Source organism: Pseudomonas aestuarii (assembly GCF_027988105.1).
GTDB lineage: Bacteria > Pseudomonadota > Gammaproteobacteria > Pseudomonadales > Pseudomonadaceae > Aquipseudomonas > Aquipseudomonas aestuarii.
In genome coordinates this window covers 71,794-90,848 of the sequence record NZ_JAQJZJ010000005.1, presented here as the reverse complement: position 1 = coordinate 90,848, position 19,055 = coordinate 71,794, and the positions used below count along the sequence as shown (strand labels likewise).

At 62.4% G+C, this 19,055-nt stretch carries 18 protein-coding genes and 1 pseudogene; 11 read left to right on the top strand and 8 right to left on the bottom strand.

Annotation, left to right across the window (positions count from 1 at the left end; translation table 11 throughout):
* The first annotated feature begins 49 nt into the window (after positions 1-49).
* Both PH586_RS12260 and gcvT read left to right on the top strand, forming a co-directional pair.
* Positions 50-1,426 carry an L-serine ammonia-lyase gene (locus tag PH586_RS12260; RefSeq protein WP_271348045.1) on the top strand — a complete coding sequence of 459 codons (1,377 nt, stop codon included), beginning with the start codon at positions 50-52 and terminating at the stop codon, positions 1,424-1,426.
* Positions 1,427-1,542: 116 nt separating this feature from the next.
* Positions 1,543-2,664, top strand: a complete 1,122-nt coding sequence (gcvT, locus tag PH586_RS12255; RefSeq protein ID WP_271348044.1) for a glycine cleavage system aminomethyltransferase GcvT — start codon at positions 1,543-1,545, stop codon at positions 2,662-2,664.
* Positions 2,665-2,715: 51 nt separating this feature from the next.
* Here the strand turns inward: gcvT and PH586_RS12250 are convergent, their stop codons facing one another.
* Complete coding sequence (locus PH586_RS12250) at positions 2,716-3,081, bottom strand: glyoxalase superfamily protein (RefSeq protein ID WP_271348043.1); 366 nt, start codon at positions 3,079-3,081, stop codon at positions 2,716-2,718.
* 316 nt (positions 3,082-3,397) lie between these two features.
* On the opposite strand from PH586_RS12250, the gene PH586_RS12245 reads away from it, so the two are divergent.
* The 4 genes from PH586_RS12245 to PH586_RS12230 all read left to right on the top strand — a co-directional run bounded on the left by PH586_RS12245 (position 3,398) and on the right by PH586_RS12230 (position 7,210).
* Positions 3,398-4,651 (top strand): OprD family porin, encoded by a 1,254-nt coding sequence (locus PH586_RS12245; RefSeq protein ID WP_271348042.1) that lies wholly within the window; start codon positions 3,398-3,400, stop codon positions 4,649-4,651.
* A gap of 146 nt (positions 4,652-4,797) precedes the next feature.
* Positions 4,798-5,907: an SMP-30/gluconolactonase/LRE family protein gene (locus PH586_RS12240; protein WP_271348041.1), complete on the top strand. Its 1,110-nt coding sequence runs from the start codon at positions 4,798-4,800 to the stop codon at positions 5,905-5,907.
* 325 nt (positions 5,908-6,232) lie between these two features.
* Complete coding sequence (locus PH586_RS12235) at positions 6,233-6,685, top strand: DUF302 domain-containing protein (protein ID WP_271348040.1); 453 nt, start codon at positions 6,233-6,235, stop codon at positions 6,683-6,685.
* Between the two features lie 60 nt (positions 6,686-6,745).
* Entirely contained in the window at positions 6,746-7,210 is a 465-nt protein-coding gene (locus PH586_RS12230) for an LIC_13387 family protein (RefSeq protein WP_271348039.1), read from the top strand.
* A gap of 63 nt (positions 7,211-7,273) precedes the next feature.
* Here the strand turns inward: PH586_RS12230 and PH586_RS12225 are convergent, their stop codons facing one another.
* Complete coding sequence (locus PH586_RS12225) at positions 7,274-8,404, bottom strand: M14 family metallopeptidase (RefSeq protein WP_271348038.1); 1,131 nt, start codon at positions 8,402-8,404, stop codon at positions 7,274-7,276.
* A 457-nt stretch (positions 8,405-8,861) separates the two neighbouring features.
* Between PH586_RS12225 and PH586_RS12220 the strand changes: the two genes are divergently transcribed.
* Entirely contained in the window at positions 8,862-9,299 is a 438-nt protein-coding gene (locus tag PH586_RS12220) for a tetratricopeptide repeat protein (RefSeq protein WP_408636856.1), read from the top strand.
* Positions 9,300-9,370: 71 nt separating this feature from the next.
* On the opposite strand, the gene PH586_RS12215 is transcribed toward PH586_RS12220, so the two are convergent.
* The gene (locus PH586_RS12215; protein WP_271348036.1) at positions 9,371-10,135 is read right to left on the bottom strand and encodes a 3-oxoacyl-ACP reductase family protein; all 765 of its coding nucleotides are present in this window, start codon (positions 10,133-10,135) and stop codon (positions 9,371-9,373) included.
* Positions 10,136-10,255: 120 nt separating this feature from the next.
* Here PH586_RS12215 and PH586_RS12210 point away from each other — a divergent pair, with 120 nt between their 5' ends.
* Positions 10,256-11,176 (top strand): LysR family transcriptional regulator, encoded by a 921-nt coding sequence (locus PH586_RS12210; RefSeq protein ID WP_271348035.1) that lies wholly within the window; start codon positions 10,256-10,258, stop codon positions 11,174-11,176.
* 477 nt (positions 11,177-11,653) lie between these two features.
* Here the strand turns inward: PH586_RS12210 and PH586_RS12205 are convergent.
* Positions 11,654-12,266: pseudogene (locus PH586_RS12205) on the bottom strand (transposase); the annotation flags it as partial.
* Positions 12,267-12,290: 24 nt separating this feature from the next.
* Positions 12,291-13,046 (bottom strand): FadR/GntR family transcriptional regulator, encoded by a 756-nt coding sequence (locus PH586_RS12200; protein ID WP_271348034.1) that lies wholly within the window; start codon positions 13,044-13,046, stop codon positions 12,291-12,293.
* Between the two features lie 680 nt (positions 13,047-13,726).
* Here PH586_RS12200 and PH586_RS12195 point away from each other — a divergent pair.
* Positions 13,727-13,939, top strand: a complete 213-nt coding sequence (locus PH586_RS12195; RefSeq protein ID WP_238042327.1) for a hypothetical protein — start codon at positions 13,727-13,729, stop codon at positions 13,937-13,939.
* Positions 13,940-14,004: 65 nt separating this feature from the next.
* Here the strand turns inward: PH586_RS12195 and PH586_RS12190 are convergent, their stop codons facing one another.
* Positions 14,005-15,480 carry a helicase HerA-like domain-containing protein gene (locus PH586_RS12190; protein WP_271348033.1) on the bottom strand — a complete coding sequence of 492 codons (1,476 nt, stop codon included), beginning with the start codon at positions 15,478-15,480 and terminating at the stop codon, positions 14,005-14,007.
* A 129-nt stretch (positions 15,481-15,609) separates the two neighbouring features.
* Between PH586_RS12190 and PH586_RS12185 the strand changes: the two genes are divergently transcribed.
* A complete protein-coding gene (locus PH586_RS12185; protein WP_271348032.1) occupies positions 15,610-17,487 on the top strand; it encodes a methyl-accepting chemotaxis protein in 1,878 nt (625 codons plus the stop codon).
* A 23-nt stretch (positions 17,488-17,510) separates the two neighbouring features.
* Here PH586_RS12185 and PH586_RS12180 read toward each other — a convergent pair whose 3' ends face one another.
* Positions 17,511-17,714: a hypothetical protein gene (locus tag PH586_RS12180; protein ID WP_271348031.1), complete on the bottom strand. Its 204-nt coding sequence runs from the start codon at positions 17,712-17,714 to the stop codon at positions 17,511-17,513.
* Between the two features lie 104 nt (positions 17,715-17,818).
* On the opposite strand from PH586_RS12180, the gene PH586_RS12175 reads away from it, so the two are divergent.
* The gene (locus PH586_RS12175) at positions 17,819-18,532 is read left to right on the top strand and encodes a pirin family protein (protein ID WP_271348030.1); all 714 of its coding nucleotides are present in this window, start codon (positions 17,819-17,821) and stop codon (positions 18,530-18,532) included.
* Between the two features lie 56 nt (positions 18,533-18,588).
* Here the strand turns inward: PH586_RS12175 and PH586_RS12170 are convergent, their stop codons facing one another.
* Entirely contained in the window at positions 18,589-19,014 is a 426-nt protein-coding gene (locus PH586_RS12170; protein ID WP_271348029.1) for a CBS domain-containing protein, read from the bottom strand.
* Positions 19,015-19,055 lie beyond the last annotated feature (41 nt).

Here is a 19,055-nt window from a genome sequence, read left to right as displayed (position 1 = left end):
CTCCTGCAGAAACGTCTTACCGCGACCTGACCAGAAGCTGGAGATCCACATGTCACTCAGCGTTTTCGATCTATTCAAAATCGGCATCGGCCCGTCCAGCTCGCACACGGTCGGGCCCATGCGCGCCGCCGCCCGTTTCGCCGAAGGCTTGCGCCGCGACGACCTGCTGGCGAACACCGAATCGGTAAGAGTCGAGCTGTACGGCTCGCTCGGCGCCACCGGCAAAGGCCACGGTAGCGACAAGGCGGTGATTCTCGGTCTGCAAGGCGAGCAGCCGGACAGCGTCGACATCGACAGCATCCCCGGACGCCTGGAAGCCCTGCGCAAAACCGGTGAACTGCAATTGCTCGGCGAAAAACCGATCCGCTTCGTCGAGAAAGAACACCTGGCGATGATCCGCAAACCGCTGGAGTTCCACCCCAACGGCATGATCTTCCGCGCCTTCGACACCGCCGGCCTGCAGATCCGGGCGCGCGAGTACTATTCGGTGGGCGGCGGTTTTGTGGTCGATGACGATGCCGCTGGCGCCGACCGCATTGTCGAAGACCAGACGGTCCTGGCCTACCCCTTCACCACCGGCAAGCAATTGCTCGCCCACTGCGCCGAACACCAGCTGTCGATCAGCCAGGTGATGCTGGCCAACGAAGCGGCCTGGCGCCCGGAAGCCGAGACCCGCGCACGCCTGTTGCAAATCTGGCAAGTGATGCAGGATTGCGTCACCGCCGGCTGTCGCAACGAAGGCATCATGCCCGGCGGCCTCAAGGTCAGGCGCCGCGCCGCCGCCCTGCACCGGCAACTGTGCCAGCACCCGGAGGCCGCCCTGCGCGACTCACTGAGCGTGCTCGACTGGGTCAACCTCTACGCCCTGGCGGTGAACGAGGAAAACGCCAGCGGCGGCCGCGTGGTCACCGCCCCGACCAATGGCGCGGCCGGCATCGTGCCGGCGGTGTTGCACTACTACATGCGCTTCATTCACGGCGCCAACGAAGACGGCGTGGTGCGTTTCCTGCTGACCGCCGCCGCCATCGGTATTCTGTACAAGGAAAATGCCTCGATCTCCGGCGCCGAAGTCGGCTGCCAGGGCGAAGTCGGCGTGGCCTGCTCGATGGCCGCCGGCGCCCTGTGCGAAGTGCTCGGCGGCAGCGTCAACCAGGTGGAGAATGCCGCGGAAATCGGCATGGAACACAACCTCGGCCTGACCTGCGACCCGATCGGCGGCCTGGTTCAGGTTCCCTGCATCGAACGCAATGCCATGGGCTCGGTGAAGGCAATCAACGCCGCGCGCATGGCCCTGCGCGGTGACGGCCAGCACTTCGTCTCGCTCGACAAGGTGATCCGCACCATGCGCCAGACCGGCGCCGACATGAAGAGCAAATACAAGGAAACCTCGCGCGGCGGCCTGGCGGTGAACATCATCGAATGCTGACCGCTCGTGCGGCATACACATATTTCTAGGCGCGAGCCTGCATCGCGATGCGCCTCATGGCTGATCGCCAGCAAGCCCGTTCCTGCAACGACCCTCTACCTAACTGGAGCTAATCGATGACCAGCGAAACCCTGGCGAAAACCCCGCTACACGCCCTGCATCTGGAACTTGGCGCGCGCATGGTGCCCTTCGCCGGCTACGACATGCCGGTGCAATACCCGCTCGGCGTGATGAAGGAACACCAACACACCCGCGAAGCAGCCGGGCTGTTCGACGTCTCGCACATGGGCCAGATCATCCTGCGTGGCCCGAATGCGGCCAAAGCCCTGGAAAGCCTGGTGCCGGTCGACATCATCGACCTGCCAGTGGGCATGCAGCGCTACGCCATGTTCACCGATGACCAGGGCTGCATTCTCGACGACCTGATGGTCGCCAACCTGGGCGACGACACCCTGTTCCTGGTGGTCAACGCCGCCTGCAAGCACCAGGACCTGATGCACCTGCAACTGCAGATCGCCAGCCAGTGCCAGATCGAGCCCTGCTTCGACCGCGCCCTGCTCGCCCTGCAAGGCCCGCAAGCGGTCGACGTGCTGGCGCGCCTGGCCCCGGAAGTCAGCAAGATGACCTTCATGCAGTTCGCCCCGGTGCGCCTGCTCGGCGTCGACTGCTTCGTCAGCCGCTCCGGCTACACCGGCGAAGACGGCTTCGAAATCTCGGTCCCCGCCGATCACGCCGAAGCCCTGGCCCGCAGCCTGCTGGCCGAGCCGGAAGTCGCGGCCATCGGCCTCGGCGCGCGCGATTCGCTGCGCCTGGAAGCCGGCCTGTGCCTGTACGGCCACGACATGAGCACCAGCACCACGCCGATCGAGGCCAGCCTGCTGTGGGCCATCTCCAAGGTCCGCCGCGCCGATGGCGCGCGTGCCGGCGGCTTCCCCGGTGCCGAGCGGATCTTCGCCCAGCAGCGCGACGGCGTCGCCAGCAAGCGCGTCGGCCTGCTGCCGCAGGAGCGCGTACCGGTGCGCGAAGGCGCGGAAATCGTCGATGCCGACGGCAACGTGATCGGCTCGGTGTGCAGCGGCGGCTTCGGCCCGACGCTGGGCGGCCCGGTGGCCATGGGTTATGTGCAGAGCAGCCACATCGCCCTCGACACTCCAGTCTGGGCCATGGTGCGCGGCAAGCGCGTGGCCATGAAAGTCGCCAAGACCCCGTTCGTGCCGCAGCGCTACTACCGCGGCTGACGATTGCCTGACTGCGCCGGCCGCCCGGCTGGCGCAGCACGATTCGTGCGGTTAAGCCGCACGAATATCAGTAAAAATCAGGCGATTGCCAAACGGATCGGTCACCGCCATATCACGCCCCCAGGGCTGGTTGGTGATACCCGGCCGCGCATTGCCACAGGCCCGTGCCGTCAGCTCGGCGTGCAGGGCATCCAGATCATCGACACTGATGCGCAGCGCAGCACCGGGGCAGCAATCGCCATGGTGTTCGGACAGGTGCAACACGCAGTCGCCCCGGGACAGTTGCACATACAGCGGCAAGCCCGCCTCGAAGCGGTGCGCCCAATCTTCGCTGAACCCCAGAAACTCGCAGTAGAAGGCCCGCGCCTTGGCCTCATCGAAGCTGCGCAGGATGGGAATCGGTGCCGTCAGCTGCATATATGCCTCTCCCTGGATAAGTGCACGGCACTCTATTTCAGCATCGCCCCCCTGTCATCCAGGGCGTTGCTCTCGCCGCATCGGCTCGCTTCTCGCCCCTCCCGGCCAGCCCCGCTTCGCTGCGCGCCAGCAGGGTGCCCCGGCGACACCCGCACACACCCACCGAATTCGCCGACGGCTAAGCCCGACGCAGAGGTGTGCCCTGTGGACACACCTATCGCCCTGTACGGGGCAACTCACACGCTCCCTTCGTACGACGCTGACCTATCAGGGCCAGCCAGGGAGCGGCTTGTTCAAAAATGGGAGCACAACAACAATGACAGCACGCAACGCCCTCTCACTGGCCCTGATCGGTGCCGGCAGCATGGCCCTCGCCCTACCGCTCAGTAGCCAGGCCGCCGGCTTCGTCGAAGACACCAAGGTCGATCTCAACCTGCGCAACTACTACATCAACCGCAACTTCGTCGACTCGAGCAACGCCCAAAGCAGGGCTGAAGAGTGGGCCCAGAGCTTTATTCTCAACCTCCAATCGGGCTATACCGAAGGCACCGTAGGCTTCGGTCTGGATGCCCTGGCCATGAGCGCATTCAAACTGGACAGCGGTCGCGGTACCAACGGCACCCAGTTGTTGCCAATTCATGATGACGGCCAAGCAGCGGACAACTTCGGCCGCCTGGCGATTGCTGCCAAAGCCAAGCTGTCGAAGACCGAGCTGAAAGTCGGCGAATTAGCACCGGCGTTACCGATCTTGCGCAGTGACGATGGCCGTGCGTTGCCGCAAACCTTTCAGGGCGGGTTAATCACCGCCAAGGAAATCGCCGGCCTGACTCTCTATGGCGGACAAATGCGCGCTACCAGCCTGCGCAATGACGCCAGCATGGAAGACATGGCAATGAACGGTCGCGCCAGCATTACCAGCGACCGCTTCAACTTTGTCGGCGGCGAATACCGCTTCAACCAGGATCGCACCCTGGTCGGCCTGTGGAGTGCCGAACTGAAGGACATCTACAACCAGCAGTACCTGCAACTGACACACAGCCAGCCGATGGGCGATTGGACCCTGGGCGCCAACCTCGGCTATTTCGTCGGCAGCGAAGACGGCAACCAGCTGGCTGGCGAACTGGATAACAAAGCTTACTCGGGCCTGTTTTCCGCCAAGACTGGCGTCCATGCCTTCTATGTCGGCCTGCAAAAACTCAGCGGCGACGACAAGTGGATCCGCGTCAACGGCACCAGCGGCGGCATGCTGGCCAACGACGGCTTCAACTCCAGCTTCGACAACGCCCAGGAACGCTCCTGGCAAGTGCGCTATGACTTCAACTTCTCTGGCGTTGGCATTCCCGGGCTGACCCTGATGAACCGCTACACCAGCGGCGACAACATTCATGCTGGCAGCACCACCGACGGCAAGGAATGGGGCCGCGACAGCGAACTGGCCTATGTAATTCAGAGCGGCACCTTCAAGAACCTCTCAATGAAATGGCGCAACGCGAGCATTCGCCGCGACTACAACAACGCCGACTTCGACGAGAACCGCCTGATCATCAACTACCCGCTGTCGATCCTCTGATTCAAGGCGCTACCCGCACCTGATTACGCCATGTGTTACGGCACCTTCAGCCCGCCCCCGCGGCGGGCTTTTTTTCCGACGGCAGAACCTGATAGGGCACGAACAAACTCGGAAAATTTTCTTTCTGAAGACCCCGGAGAAACTCAATGAGCACAATCAAGAATCATCCAGCAGAAGAGCACAACGCAGAATCTTCCCGGCGCAAGTTCCTGAAAAAATCACTGGTAGTGTCGGCCGGAGTTGCCTCTCTTGGCAGCCTGGGCCTTCCCCGGCTGGTTGATGCCGAACCCCTGACGCAACGCTACCCGGATGCACTGGTCGAGATTCTCGATGAGAGTTTCAGCAAATACCGCCTGTTCAACGCCAGTGTGGAGAGACTTGCCACGGGCATGCGCTGGGCCGAAGGCCCTGTCTGGGTTGGCGATGGCAGGTATCTCCTGGTCAGTGACATTCCCAACAACCGGATTATGCGCTGGGATGAAATCAGCGACACCTTGAGCACCTTCCGGGATGCCTCGAACCACTCGAATGGCCTGACCCGTGATCGCCAAGGCCGATTGATTAGCTGCGAAGGCTCGACCACCAACGACCTGGGGCGTCGGGTCACCCGCACCGAATATGACGGAAGCATCACGGTCCTGGCCGATCGCTATGACGGCAAGCGCTTCAACTCGCCCAACGATGTGGTGGTCAAGCGCGACGGTTCGATCTGGTTTACCGACCCCCCGTTCCAAACCGGAAATTATTACGAAGGCCATAAAGTGGTCCCCGCCCTACCCGATGCGGTGTATCGCATTGATGGCAACAGCGGCAAAGTCACCCGTGTCGTCGATACGATTTCAGGCCCCAACGGCTTGTGTTTCTCACCTGACGAAAAAGTCCTGTATGTGGTCGAAGGTCGGGCCAAGCCGAATCGGCTGATCTGGGCTTACAAGGTCAATGATGACGGCACCCTGGGTGAACGGCGCAAACATATCGAAGCCCTGGAATACGGCGCGATCGACGGCATCAAGTGCGACGAAGACGGCAACCTGTGGTGCGGCTGGGGCAGCAGCGGCGCTGCGGCGGCCAAGCCGGAGAACCTCGACGGGGTGATGATTTTTGATCCCCAAGGCAAGGCCATAGGTCACATCAAGTTGCCCGAACGATGCGCGAATCTGTGTTTCGGCGGCACTAAAGGCAACCGCCTGTTTATGGCTGGCAGCCATTCGCTGTATGCGCTTTACGTCAATACGCGCGACGCCACCTTTGCCTGAATAATCCCTGCCCAGAACCCGGAGCGCACCCTCAACGGCCATTGAGGGTGGCGCACCACGCCGCGACGCGATCAACATTTGCTGGCGGACAACGTCCACGTCCCTGATCGGCAAACGCATCCCCCATCAAGCGTATGCGCAAGCCATACAGCAGACTGCCAACCAGCCAAAGCGGACCCATGAGTACTGCCAACACCTGGCGAGCCTCGGCGCTGCTCAACACCACCGCTAAACGCACAGGCATCCTCGCCCGGCCGATTTTCCCGAGCCACGGCCGATCCAGCGTCATACTGCACTCTATGGATAACGCCAAGGAGTCTCGTTTATGAAAGTTGTGCCGGTAGTCGCCGCCATACTGTTCGCAAGTATCTCAACGCTCTGCGCAGCCGCAGACGGCCTGATCCAAATCAAGAGCCCGTATTCCGTCAAAGCCACCGCCGACAAATTTGAGGCGCTCGCCAAGCAGCGTGGCCTGAGCGTTTTCGCGCGCATCGATCACGCTGCCGGCGCGGTGAAGGTTGGCCAGTCGCTGCGACCAACCGAGCTGCTCATCTTCGGCAGCCCACAGGCTGGCACGCCATTCATCGAGTGCGCGCAAACGGTCGCAATCGACCTGCCGCTAAAGGCACTGTTCTGGGAAGACGCCAACGCTCAGGTCTGGCTTGGCTACAACGATCCGGCCTACCTTGGCCAGCGTCATGCCACTGTTCAGTGCCCCGTGATCGAGAACATGGGTAAAGCCCTGAGTGACCTGGCCGAGGCGGCAACTGCCCAGTAGCGCGACAACCAGCAGATCACCCTCGGCACTGTGCTTCTTGAGCCGCAGGGTGATGGCCGCGTGTCGTTTACCCCCACCTTTGAGGAGTTCGCCTTGTCATCGATAGCTCTTACCCTGGCCCAGTGCCTGCTCACTGCAAGCGCGCTGATTATCTTCGCCTTGGGCGCACTGCATCTGCTGTTCACCTTCGCGGGTAGCTCCTTGCAACCGCGGGATGAGGCGCTGATGGCTCGCATGCATGAGATTGCACCGAAGATCAGCCGCGAAACCAGCATGTGGAAGGCCTGGGTTGGCTTCAATGCCAGCCATAGCTTCGGTGCGCTTCTGTTTGGTTCGGTCTATGCCTACCTGGCTCTCGTGCATGGCCGCCTATTGTTTGCCTCGCCTTACCTCTTGAGCGTTGGGCTTGTGCTGCTGTGTGGCTACGTCTTTCTCGGCAAACGCTACTGGTTCAGCGTGCCTTACCGCGGCATCCTTCTGGCAACGGCTCTGTATGTCGCCGCGCTCATCGCAACTGGGTTCTGACCCGGCTAAGCAGACAACCGGCTGGCCTCCCCACCAGCCGGACGCCAACAAGACTGGCTTTGCCTAACGCAACGCCCCTACCATCGCCGCCGCGACACTGAGTACATCCTTGCCCAACTGCATCGAGCGCTTGCCGTCCCAGCCGGTATGCGGGTTGGGGTTGTCGTCGTGGTCCTTGAACGGCATTTCGATGGTGAAAGCCAGGCAATCGAACTCCATGCCGACGGCGTTGCAGGCCAGGCTGGTGTTGGCCTGGCCGAACTGATCGGGCGTGTAACCGAACGTGGTCTGGAATTCGGCACCGAGACTGAGCAGACGGCTACGGAAGTCCTCCTCCAGTGTTTCCAGACGTGGACTGAAGCCAGGGTTGCCTGCACAGCCGGCGCTGAACACGTGGGGGATTTCCTCGTCACCGTGGATGTCGAGGAACAGGTCGACGCCGACCCTGCGCATCTGCTCCTGGACGAAATGCACCTCCGGGGTTTCCGCCGCGCTGGCCGATTGCCAGGCACGGTTGAGATCCTTGCCGGCGGCATTGGTGCGCAGGTGGCCACGGACGGCGCCATCCGGATTCATGTTCGGTACCAGGTAGAGGTCGGCCTGTTGCAGCAGGGCATTGAGTTCGGCGTCGTCGCGCTGCTGCAGACGCTCGATCACGCCCTCCATGAACCATTCGGCCATGTGCTCGCCGGGGTGTTGCTGGGCGATGATCCAGATCTTGCGCGGCGCCTGGGGGTTGCGGCTGACGCGCAGCAGCTGGATATCGCGGCCCTCGATGCTCTTGCCGCAGGCGAACAGTTCGGCGCCGGCCCGGTTCAGCGCCTGCTCGATCAGCCAGTCATGCCGCGCCCGGCTGTAGGGCTCGAAGTAGGCGAACCAGACCTGGGACTCGCTGGGTTCGAGGGCGAAGTTGAGCGCGCCATCCTCGAAACGGCTGGGCACGCGGAACCAGTTGCGCTGGTCGTAGGAAGCGACCGCGTGGTAGCCGGTCCAGGCATCCCGGTAGGCGGACTCGCCCGCATTGGTCAGGCTGAAACCGTAGCGCTGGCCCGGGGTGAGGCCGTCGACCTTGAAGTGGAACCACTGGAAGTGATGGCTGTTGAGATCGGGACGCATGGCCAGCAGCACCTGCTGCGGGTTGCTGGCGTCGAGCACCTCGATATTACCGCTGTCGAAATTGCAGCTGATGTTCATGGATACCTCGCGGGCCGAATGGTGCGCTGCACCTGTGTCCGCAAGAATCGCAGGTCTGCCCGCCGGAAGAAACGCCAGAGGCGACATACAGATATGCATTGCCTGCCTTGGGCACGTCCGCGTGCCGATTCGAAATCCGCATAGCGATGCAGCACAGTACCGCGCAACTTGCTGACGCTGGCGGGGTCTTCTAGTCTGCAGCAGTCGGGCTTCGCCCCGGCCCCCAACGTGGCACCGGCAGACACCGGAGCGACCATAGGCAGCAGGCCGAGGCTGTCAGTTCATGAACAGACGGGTGCAGCCACCCGCATCCACTCTCTATAAGAAGTGACCACGCATGAACGTTAACCAACGGCTTCGCACGATACTCCCGGCACTGGCCTGTGCACTCCTCCTGCTAGGCGGTTGCGCCAACCAGCCAGCGAACACCAGCAGCTCACCGCAGACAGGATCAACCGTGGCCGGCGCCGCACCGGTTGAGGACGCCGCGGCCACCCTGGCAAGACTGCGCAGCCAAGCCAACAGCGGCGACCTCGAGAGTCAGTTCCAGCTGGGCAGTTTCTACTTCGTCGGCAAGCCGATGAAAGACCTCAAGCTAGCCGAATACTGGTGGAAGCAGGCCGCCGATAAGGGCCATGCGATGGCGGCGGTCAGCCTGGCCTACCTCTATACCGGCCGCGACAATCCCGACTTCGCCAACCCGCAGAGCATGCTCAAGTACCTCAACCAGTCGGCCGCCGCCGGCAATCCGATGGCCCAGCATATTCTCGGCAACCTCTACCTCAAGGGCCAACAGGGCGTGCCGCGCGATCCCGGCCAGGCCAAACGCCTGTTCCAGAGCGCCTGCGCGCAGGGTTATCCGATCAGTTGCGAGGCTTTGAGCAAGCTGCCCTGAAAGCAGCCACCCGTCCAAACGAGAAAAAGCCCCGCGGGTGAAACGCCACGGGGCTTTTTGATTACGCTGGTTTAAGCGGCAAAGCCACCGTCGATGGTCAGGCTGGCTCCGGTGACGTAACCCGCTTCAGGCCCGGCGAGGTAGGCGACGAAGGCGGCGATTTCTTCGGCGCGGCCGTAGCGCCCAACGGCCATCAGGCTCTTGAGACTGTCGGCGAACTCACTGTTCTCCGGGTTCATGTCGGTGTCCACCGGCCCCGGCTGCACATTGTTCACGGTGATGCCGCGCGGACCTAGATCGCGCGCCATGCCGCGGGTCAGTCCGACAATCGCCGATTTACTCATGGCATAAACACTGCCCCCGGCAAAGGGCATGCGCTCGGCATTGGTGCTGCCGATGGTGATGATGCGGCCACCGGCGGTCATGTGCCGCGCGGCTTCCTGACTGGCAACGAACACGCTGCGTACGTTGACGGCCAGGGTGCGGTCGAAATCTTCCAGGCTGAATTCTTCGATCGGCGCAATCGCCAGCACACCGGCATTGTTCACCAGGATGTCGATACGCCCGAAGTGGCTCAGCGTCTGGCTGACCGCGCCGCGTACGGCAGCGGCGTCGGCGCTGTCGGCCTTGACGGCCAGGGCACGGCCGCCTGCCGCTTCGATGTTTCGTACCAACTCCGCGGCTTTGTCCGCCGAGCTTACATAGGTGATGACCACAGCCGCACCTTCGTGGGCCAGGCGCTCGGCAATGGCGGCGCCGATGCCCCGCGAGCCGCCTTGGATCAGGGCGACTTTGCCAGTGAGATTGTTACTGCTGGGAGTGGTGATGCTCGACATGCTCGTTGCTCCGATTGAACGGGCGACTTGCCCGGATGAAACGAGTATCTACCGCCGATTGCATACCGATAAGCCATCAATCACTCTATTCACTCGATCCAAATGGTTTATGGAGACGCTATGGAAACGCTCGCGGGACTCGACTGTTTCGTGCGCAGCGCCGAGGCCGGTAGTTTTGCCGAAGCCGCGCGCCGCCTGGGGATAACGCCCGCCGCAGTGGGCAAGAACGTGGCCAAACTGGAGGCTGGCCTCGGGGTGCGCCTGTTTCAGCGCAGCACCCGCAGCTTGACCCTGACCGAAGCCGGCGAACGCTTTCTGCGCGAAGTCCGTGGCGGCCTGAGCAGCATTCAGCGCGCGGTAGCCAATTTGGCCAGCGCCGCCGGGCAGCCCGCCGGGGTACTCAAGGTCAGCATGGGCGTGACCTTTGGCCGCGATTACGTGGTGCCGATGCTGGGTGACTTTCTGCAGCGCTATCCGGCGATAACGCCCGATTGGCATTTCGATAACAGCCCGGTCGACCTGATCGCGCAAGGCTTCGATGCCGCCATCAGCGGCGCGATGGAGCTCTCACCCGGAGTGGTGGCGCGCAAGTTGGCGCCGGCGCGCCGGGTGCTGGTGGCCTCTGCCGGTTATCTGGATGCCCATCCGCTTGCGGCGGTGCCGAGCGACCTGACGCAACATACCGGCATCCTGGTTCGCTCGCCACAGACGGGACGAGTCCGGCCCTGGACGCTACGCAATCGTAGCAACGCAGAGGCGGCTATCGAGCTGCCGGTACGCCTGACCATGACCGACCCGGATGCCGCCTGCCGCGCGGCGGAAATGGGCCTGGGCATCGCCCTGGTCAGTTTGCCGCACGCCCTTCCCTACCTGGACCAGGGCAGCCTGTTACGGGTGCTGCCAGATTGGTATGTGGATGCAGGGCATATAGCGGTGTACTTCTCCGCGCACACCTTGCTGCCGGCGAAAACCCGCGCCTTTGTGGATTGCCTGGTCGAGCATTTCAAGGCGCAGAACCTGGCTGAGCGGTTCTCCTGCTGAGCCTGATCCGGCAGCGCTGCTCTACTGCCTAGGTACCTGGCGCTTCGGCGACTGCCTTGAGTTGCGCCAGGCCCAGTTCGAAATCGCCGCCGCACAGTTTGTCCATGACCAGGTGCACGGCCGGCTTTCGATGATGGTGCTGCTGCCCTCACCGACGTCCTGATTACCATGCCAGCGCTAGACTGCGCCGACTCCAGCCACCGGCCCCTGGTAGTCCCTGCACATGGCCGGCTCGCGCTTGGCCCAGGGCGGCCATTGCTCCCCGTTGTGCAGGTCGTTGACCTGAGCGACTACCGCGTCCGGCGGCGCCGCTCAGGGCGAATGACAGAGCGGGCTGGGTTGTGTTGCCCAGGCCGCCCCGTCTAAGCCGCCTAGCTAACTGACACGAGCTCAAGCGCCCCGTCCGTGTGCCTGAACGGCGGTTTAGGCACACGCTCGGGGCGTACTTTTCGGCCGAGTTACATCGCCCACCACACAGGCTTCGCCGCAGGCGCTCACGTTGGCCTGGCTGAAGAACCCGTTGTCCGCAATCAGGCTTTTCACCCCACCTAACTCGGCGGGCAAGTTAGCTATGCGCTAGCGTGGGAGCCACTTCGCGCTTGGCCGTCTTGGCATCGAACTCCTGCTGCTCGATGGCTTGCCATTCAGCCGCACGCGGCTCGATCTTCGCCTTGGCCTGGGTGACTGCGCTGAGCCGATCTTCACGCTGGGAAATCTCCCGGCACATCCATGCCATCGGGCACGGCGACAGGGTCACAGCTCCATCTCGTGCGCCAGCATCAGCACCTGGACGAACAAGGATTAGAGCTGTTGCGGGCAACCCCGGCGGAACGTGGCCAGGGTGTCGTGAGCGGAATGAGTGCTGGCCGCCACATAGCGAAACGCCACCGAGTCGTAGGCAGCGCACTCGATCTTGCAACTGGAGTACACGCTATTGGCACAGCCGTAGATCAGAAGCCCCAGGAGCACGGCAGGATGGTGCGCGGCCGAACCCCGGCCAGCTCGCTCAGATCGAGTTGTTCGATGAACTCGACGACGAACCGCGCCAAGTGATCAATTGGCAACCATCCCCCACCGAAGACGGTAGCAGGTACGCCTTGAACCATCGCCACCATCAACCGTGCAGGGCCTGCGCTTCCGCCGCCTCATGGGCCTGACGCAGGCGTTCGCGGCTGTTGGTCAGGTGCAGGCGCATGGCCGCACGGGCTGCATCGGAGTCCTGGCGGGCGATGGCCTCGAAGATCTGCTCGTGCTCGCGGCTCAGGCGCGCCATGTAGTGTTCCTGGTCGTCCTGGGCGATCCGCGCCGAATTCAGGCGGGTGCGCGGAATGATGCTGGTGCCCAGGTGGCTCATGATGTCGGTGAAGTAGCGGTTGCCGGTGGCCTCGGCGATCAGCAGGTGAAACTGGAAGTCGGAAGCCACTGCATCGCCGGAGCGCGTGGCACTCTGGCTCAAGGCATCCAGGGCCTCGCGCATGGCCGTCAGTTGCTCGGCACTGCGCCGTTGCGCGGCCAGCCCCGCCGACTCGACCTCGAGGCTGATGCGCAATTCGAGAATTGCCAACACATCGCGCAGGGTGACGATGGTCGCCGGGTCGATGCGAAAACCGCTGGGGCTCGGCGTGTCCAACACGAAGGTGCCGATGCCGTGGCGGGTCTCCACCAGGCCCGCCGCCTGCAAGCGTGACAAGGCCTCGCGCACCACAGTGCGACTGACGCCCTGCTCTTCCATGATCGCCGACTCGGTCGGCAACTTGTCGCCGCGTTTGATCTCGCCGTCGCGAATCCGCTGGGACAACTCGGTGACCAATTCCTGGGCCAGGCTGCGATGCTTTCTGCGCACGCGCGGTGGGCTGTTCTGAGTGTCCATATCGGAAAGAGTTCTCGGCTGACGGCTAGGCTGCCATCATATCCCAGCAGTTGTACGATGACACCCCTGGTCGCGCATCGGCCGTGTGCGATAACGACCTTATGACTTTTCCAGCGGCGTATCACCAAGGCAGGACCAGCCTGGAACTTCGAGCAGGCTGCCACTTACCCATACGGCAGCGGTGATAACGGTGAATGCCAGATCATTCAGGAATGATGGCGGTCAGCAACGCTGATTGTTGCGGCGATAGCACACATTACTTGCTCTATTTATTGTCCAATCGAACAGAACTTGTTCTTTAGAACCGCTCACCCACCCTGAAGATGCCCATCACCCGCCCGACGCTCTAGCGAGCCGCCATTGAACGGAACCGTCTTATACACAGTCAGACGAAATTGTTATTGCTCACCCACCTCCCCGGTACGAGTTAACCCCCTAGACTTTTAAATGACATTGACCATAATTGTATTCAACTGCACGCAACGGATAACTTCAGAGAGCAACTGCTTAATCAATTCAGGTGGTTGTTTCAAGAGAGTACTCAGCCTCTGGCAGATCAATTCAGGCCTGTCCGACAGCTGTATCTGCCATTGCCACAGTCACTAGAGTGATCACCGCAGCAGTAGGGCCATTGCCCTACGCTGTTATCACACTACTTGTTCAACACCATGGAAAATCACGTGACGAAAGACGAACTGCGCGCCGAACTCGAGCGCCAGGCGCAGCGTTACATGGATGTACAAGGCGGAGAAATCATTACTTACGCCGCTCAACCGGATCCCGAGCGCAAGCCCTGGCGCAAGAAGGCCAACCTTCTTGATCAAGCATTTGAAAAAGAAATCGAGAAGATCGAGAAAGACCTGCAAGCCAAACCCGACGAGCACAGTGGCTGACGAACCCCTGCAGCACGGCGCTGCAGGAGTATCGCTCGATAACCGCGGTTATTGACGGCATGACGTTATCGCCGCTTGCTGCCCAGCAATGAGCCCAGCAGACCGCGCACCAACTGCCGACCAAGCTGATTGGCGGCTTGGCGGACGGCGCTCTTCATCACCTGGCCGGCCAGGCCACCCAGCAGGTCACCGATTCCGCCTGCGGGACTCGCCTTGCTTTGCTGCTGCGCCGCTGCCTCGACACTGGCTTGTGCGATGCGGGCGGTGAGCAGTTCGTAGGCCGACTCGCGGTCGATCGGCTTGTCGTAGCGCCCGGCCAGCGGCGACTGGCGAATCAAGGCCGCGCGCTCGCCCTCGTTCAACGGGCCGATGCGCGACTGTGGCGGTGCAATGGCCACACGCCGGACCATGGCCGGCGTGCCCTTGTCTTCCAGGGTGCCGACCAGGGCCTCGCCGATACCCAGTTCGGTCAGGGTTGCCAGGGTATCGATCGAGGGATTGGGGCGAAAACCATCCGCCACTGCGCGCAGGGATTTCTGCTCCCGGGTGGTGAAGGCGCGCAAGCCGTGCTGAATGCGCAGACCGAGTTGAGCCAGCACGTCATCGGGCAGGTCACTGGGCGATTGGGTGACGAAGTAGACGCCGACACCTTTCGAGCGAATCAACCGCACTACCTGCTCCAGCCGCTCCTGCAGGGCTTTCGGGGTATCGGCGAACAGCAGGTGCGCCTCATCGAAGAACAGCGCCAGCAGCGGCTTGTCGGCATCGCCGCGTTCCGGCAACTGCTCGAACAACTCGGCCAGCAGCCACAGCAGGAAGGTCGCGTAGACCTTCGGTGCCTCATGCACCAGGCGGCTGGCGTCGAGCAGATGAATGCGCCCGCGACCGTCGCGATCGGGCTGCAGAATATCCTCCAGTTGCAGCGCCGGCTCGCCGAACAAAGCTTCGGCGCCTTGCTGCTCGAGGCTCGACAGCCGGCGCAACAGGGCCTGGGCAGAAGCCGTGGTGAACAGTGCAGCGTCATCGCCGAGCACCGCCGGATTGCTCTTCAGGTAGGCCAGCAGGGCTTTGAGGTCTTTCAGGTCGAGCAACAGCAGCCCTTCGCGGTCCGCCACCTTGAACGCCGCATAGAGGGCGGCCTGCTGGCTGTCGGTCAACTCCAGCAGAGCACCGAGCAACAGCGGCCCCATCTCGCTGAGGGTGGTACGCAGCGGATGACCGCTCTGGCCATGGATATCCCATAAGGTAACCGGGTAGGCCGTCGGCCGATGTTCGAGCCAGGGCATGCTGGCGATGCGTTCGGCCACCTTGCCCTGCGGCGCCCCGGCGGCACCGAGCCCGCACAGGTCGCCCTTCACATCCGCGGCGAACACCGCCACACCGGCATCGCTGAATTCCTCCACCAGGCGCTGCAGGGTCACCGTCTTGCCGGTGCCGGTCGCCCCGGCCACCAGGCCATGGCGATTGGCCAGACGCAAAAGCTGGCCGACGGGTTGACCACCGCGATCGGCGCCAAGAACCAACTGGGTTGCTGCAGGCATCTATATGTCCCCTGAGTTAAAGCTTTGCTCCCGCCATGCCGACATAATTGCTGACGCCGATTTACCGGCGCTGCCTGTGCCGTGCACCTGCCCAAGACTGGTTCCAGACCTTACCGGACGCAAGAAGCCATGAATAATAATTTGAAATTCAGCCACAAGATTCTTCTGGCCGCCTCGCTGGTGGTAATCGCCGCCTTCTCCCTGTTCACCCTGTACAACGACTACCTGCAACGCAAGGCGATCCGCGCAGATCTGGAAAACTACATGCAGGAAATGGGCAACGTAACCGCCAGCAATATCCAGAACTGGCTGTCGGGGCGCATCCTGCTGGTGGAAAGCGCCGCCCAGTCGATTGCCAGGAACAGCGAGCCCGAGCAGGTCGCCGGCCTGCTCGAGCAGCAAGCCATGACCTCGTCCTTCGCCTTCAGTTACCTGGGCAGCGCAGACGGCGCTTTCACCATGCGCCCGGACGAGAAGATGCCGGACGACTACGACCCGCGTAGCCGCCCCTGGTACAAGGATGCCATGGCTGCCGGCACCACCACCCTCACCGAACCCTACGTGGATGCCGCCACCGGCCAGCTGATCATCACCATCGCCACGCCGGCCAAACCTGCCGGCGTAGTCGGCGGCGACCTGAGCCTGAATACCCTGGTCGACATCATCAACTCGCTGGAATTCGACGGCCTGGGTTATGCCTTTCTGGTCAGCGCCGACGGCAAGATTCTGGTTCACCCGGACAAGAGCCTGGTGATGAAAAGCCTCGGCGATGTCTTCCCCGAGAACACCCCGCGCATTGGCAGCGAACTCAGCGAGGCGGCCGCGAATGGCCAGACCCGCATCCTCACCTTCGCCCCGGTCAAGGGCCTGCCCTCGGTCACCTGGTACGTCGGCCTGTCCATCGACAAGGACAAGGCCTATGCGGCGCTCAGTGACTTCCGCGCCTCGGCCATAGTCGCCACGCTGGTCGCGGTGGTGCTGATCATCCTCCTGTTGAGCATGCTGATCCGCCTGCTGATGCAACCGCTGACCGTGATGGGTAAAACCATGCAGGACATCGCCCAGGGCGACGGTGACCTGACCAAACGTATAGATATCCAGTCCAACGACGAGTTCGGCGCCCTGGGCAAAGCCTTCAACCAGTTTGTCGAGCGGATTCACGGTTCGATCCGCGAAGTGTCCTCGGCCACCCACCAGGTCAACGAGGTAGCCAAATTGGTGGTCAACGCCTCCAACTCCTCGATGATCAACTCCGACGAACAGGCCAGCCGCACCAACAGCGTGGCCGCCGCCATCAACGAGTTGGGCGCAGCCGCCCAGGAAATCGCGCGCAACGCCGCGGACGCCTCGACCCAGGCCTCCGATGCGCGGGAGCAGGCCGAAGATGGTCGCCAAGTGGTGGAAAAAACTATCCTGGCGATGAATCAATTGTCCGGCAAGATCCGCACCTCTTGTGGCCACATCGAAACACTCAACGGCAAGACGGTGAACATCGGGCAGATTCTCGAAGTAATCAAGAGCATCTCCCAGCAAACCAACCTGCTCGCGCTCAACGCCGCCATCGAGGCGGCCCGGGCCGGTGAGGCGGGTCGCGGGTTTGCCGTGGTCGCCGACGAGGTGCGCAACCTGGCGCACCGCACCCAGGAGTCGGCGCAGGAAATCGAGAAGATGATCGAAGAACTGCAGGTCGGCTCGCGCGAGTCGGTCACCACCATGACCGAGAGCCAACGCTACAGCGAAGAAAGCGTGCTGATTGCCAACCAGGCCGGCGAGCGCCTGAGCAGCGTGACCCTGCGCATCGGCGAGATTGACGGCATGAACCAGTCGGTGGCCACCGCCACCGAGGAGCAGACCTCGGTGATCGAGTCGCTGAACATGGACATCACCGAGATCAACACCCTCAACCAGGATGGCGTGGAAAACCTGCAGTCCACTCTGCGCGCCTGCGGCGACTTGGAACAACAGGCCTCACGCCTGAAGTTGCTGGTCGACAGTTTCCGCATCTGAAATCGTCGGCAGCAAGGGGGCGCCTATTCGGCGCCTTTTTTTATGTCCCGATGCGCTGGTTGCGGCTGCTCGCCAGCCTGCTCCTGCAGCTTGCGCCACAACTCGGCGGCATCGGCAAATTCAGTACCGCTCTGCGGGCTCAAGGCATCCGGGTCATAACGCCTGACGCAGCCCTCACCCAGGGTCGGTGGTGGCTGCGAAGCGGCGCGGTCGAGGGGGTCTTGCATGGGGTGCTTCTCCGTGAGCGCTCGCATCAGCGCCAAATGCATCATTTAATTCGATCAATATCAGCGCAAATTTACGCTTTTTATCGATCCTTCCATTTCCCACAATGACCACCTCGACCCACTTCCCCGAGGTGATCATGCACCAGGTCCGCCCCGCTGCCGAACGCGGCCATTCGCAACTGAGCTGGCTGAACAGTTACCACAGTTTTTCCTTCGGCAATTATTACGACCCACGCTTTCAGGGTTTCTCGCACCTGCGGGTGATCAACGAAGATCAGGTCGTGGCCGCTGCCGGGTTTGCCACGCACGGGCACCGGGACATGGAAATCATCAGCTATGTTCGCCAAGGCACCCTGGCGCACCAGGATTCGCTGGGCACCCGTGAAAAAATCCAGGCCGGGGAATTCCAGCTGATGCGCGCCGGCTCCGGTATCCGCCACAGCGAGTTCAATGCCTCGGCGAGCGAGCCGGTGCACTTCATGCAAATTTGGATAGAGCCGGCGCAACGCGGCTTGACGCCGGGCTATCAGCAGCGCGCCTTTGCCACGCAGGAAGGCCTGCAAGTCATTGCCACCCCGGACGGCGCCGATGGCAGCCTACAGGTCGCCCAGGACATGACCCTCTACCGCTGGCAGGGTGGCCCGCTCGACTATGTGCTGGCCCCAGGCCGCTGGCTCTACCTGCAGCTACTGACGGGCCAGCTGAATGGCCCAGGCGTACATCTGGCCGCTGGCGATGGCCTGCAAGTGCGCGAATCCGGCCCCTTCAACCTGCAGGGTCAGGGCGAAGCACTGCTGTTCGACTTGCCTGCGGCCTGATACCTCAGCGCCAAGCGGGATCAGGACCAGCCCGATCCCGCTGGCGCCTGACAACCTCATTGCGTGCGGACTTTACCCTGATCGTGCTGGGCGAACTCCTTGACCGCGCGCAGCACATCGCTGCGACTGATCTGCCCAACCAGACGCCCGCCCTCTACCACCGGGATGCGCCCCAGGCGACCGCGCAAAAAGCGCTCGGAGACCTCGATAATGTCGGTTTCTGGAGAAATGGTTTCAATCTCGGTATTCATATAGGAACTGACCACCCCCCCGATCGCTTCGTAGTAAGCCCCCGAGAGGATGCCACGCAGGCAATCGCCCTCGGATAACAGGCCAATCAGATGTCCCTGGGAGTCAACCACCGGGGCGCCAGCAATGCGATGCTCCAACAGCCTGTTAATGGCGGTGAACAGATCGGTGTCAGACCGAAACGTCACCAGATGGCGAGTCATGTAATCGCGCACCTTAATCGATTTGAGCATTAGCGAACTCCTTCAGCCTGCACATGGTCAATGCACGACAA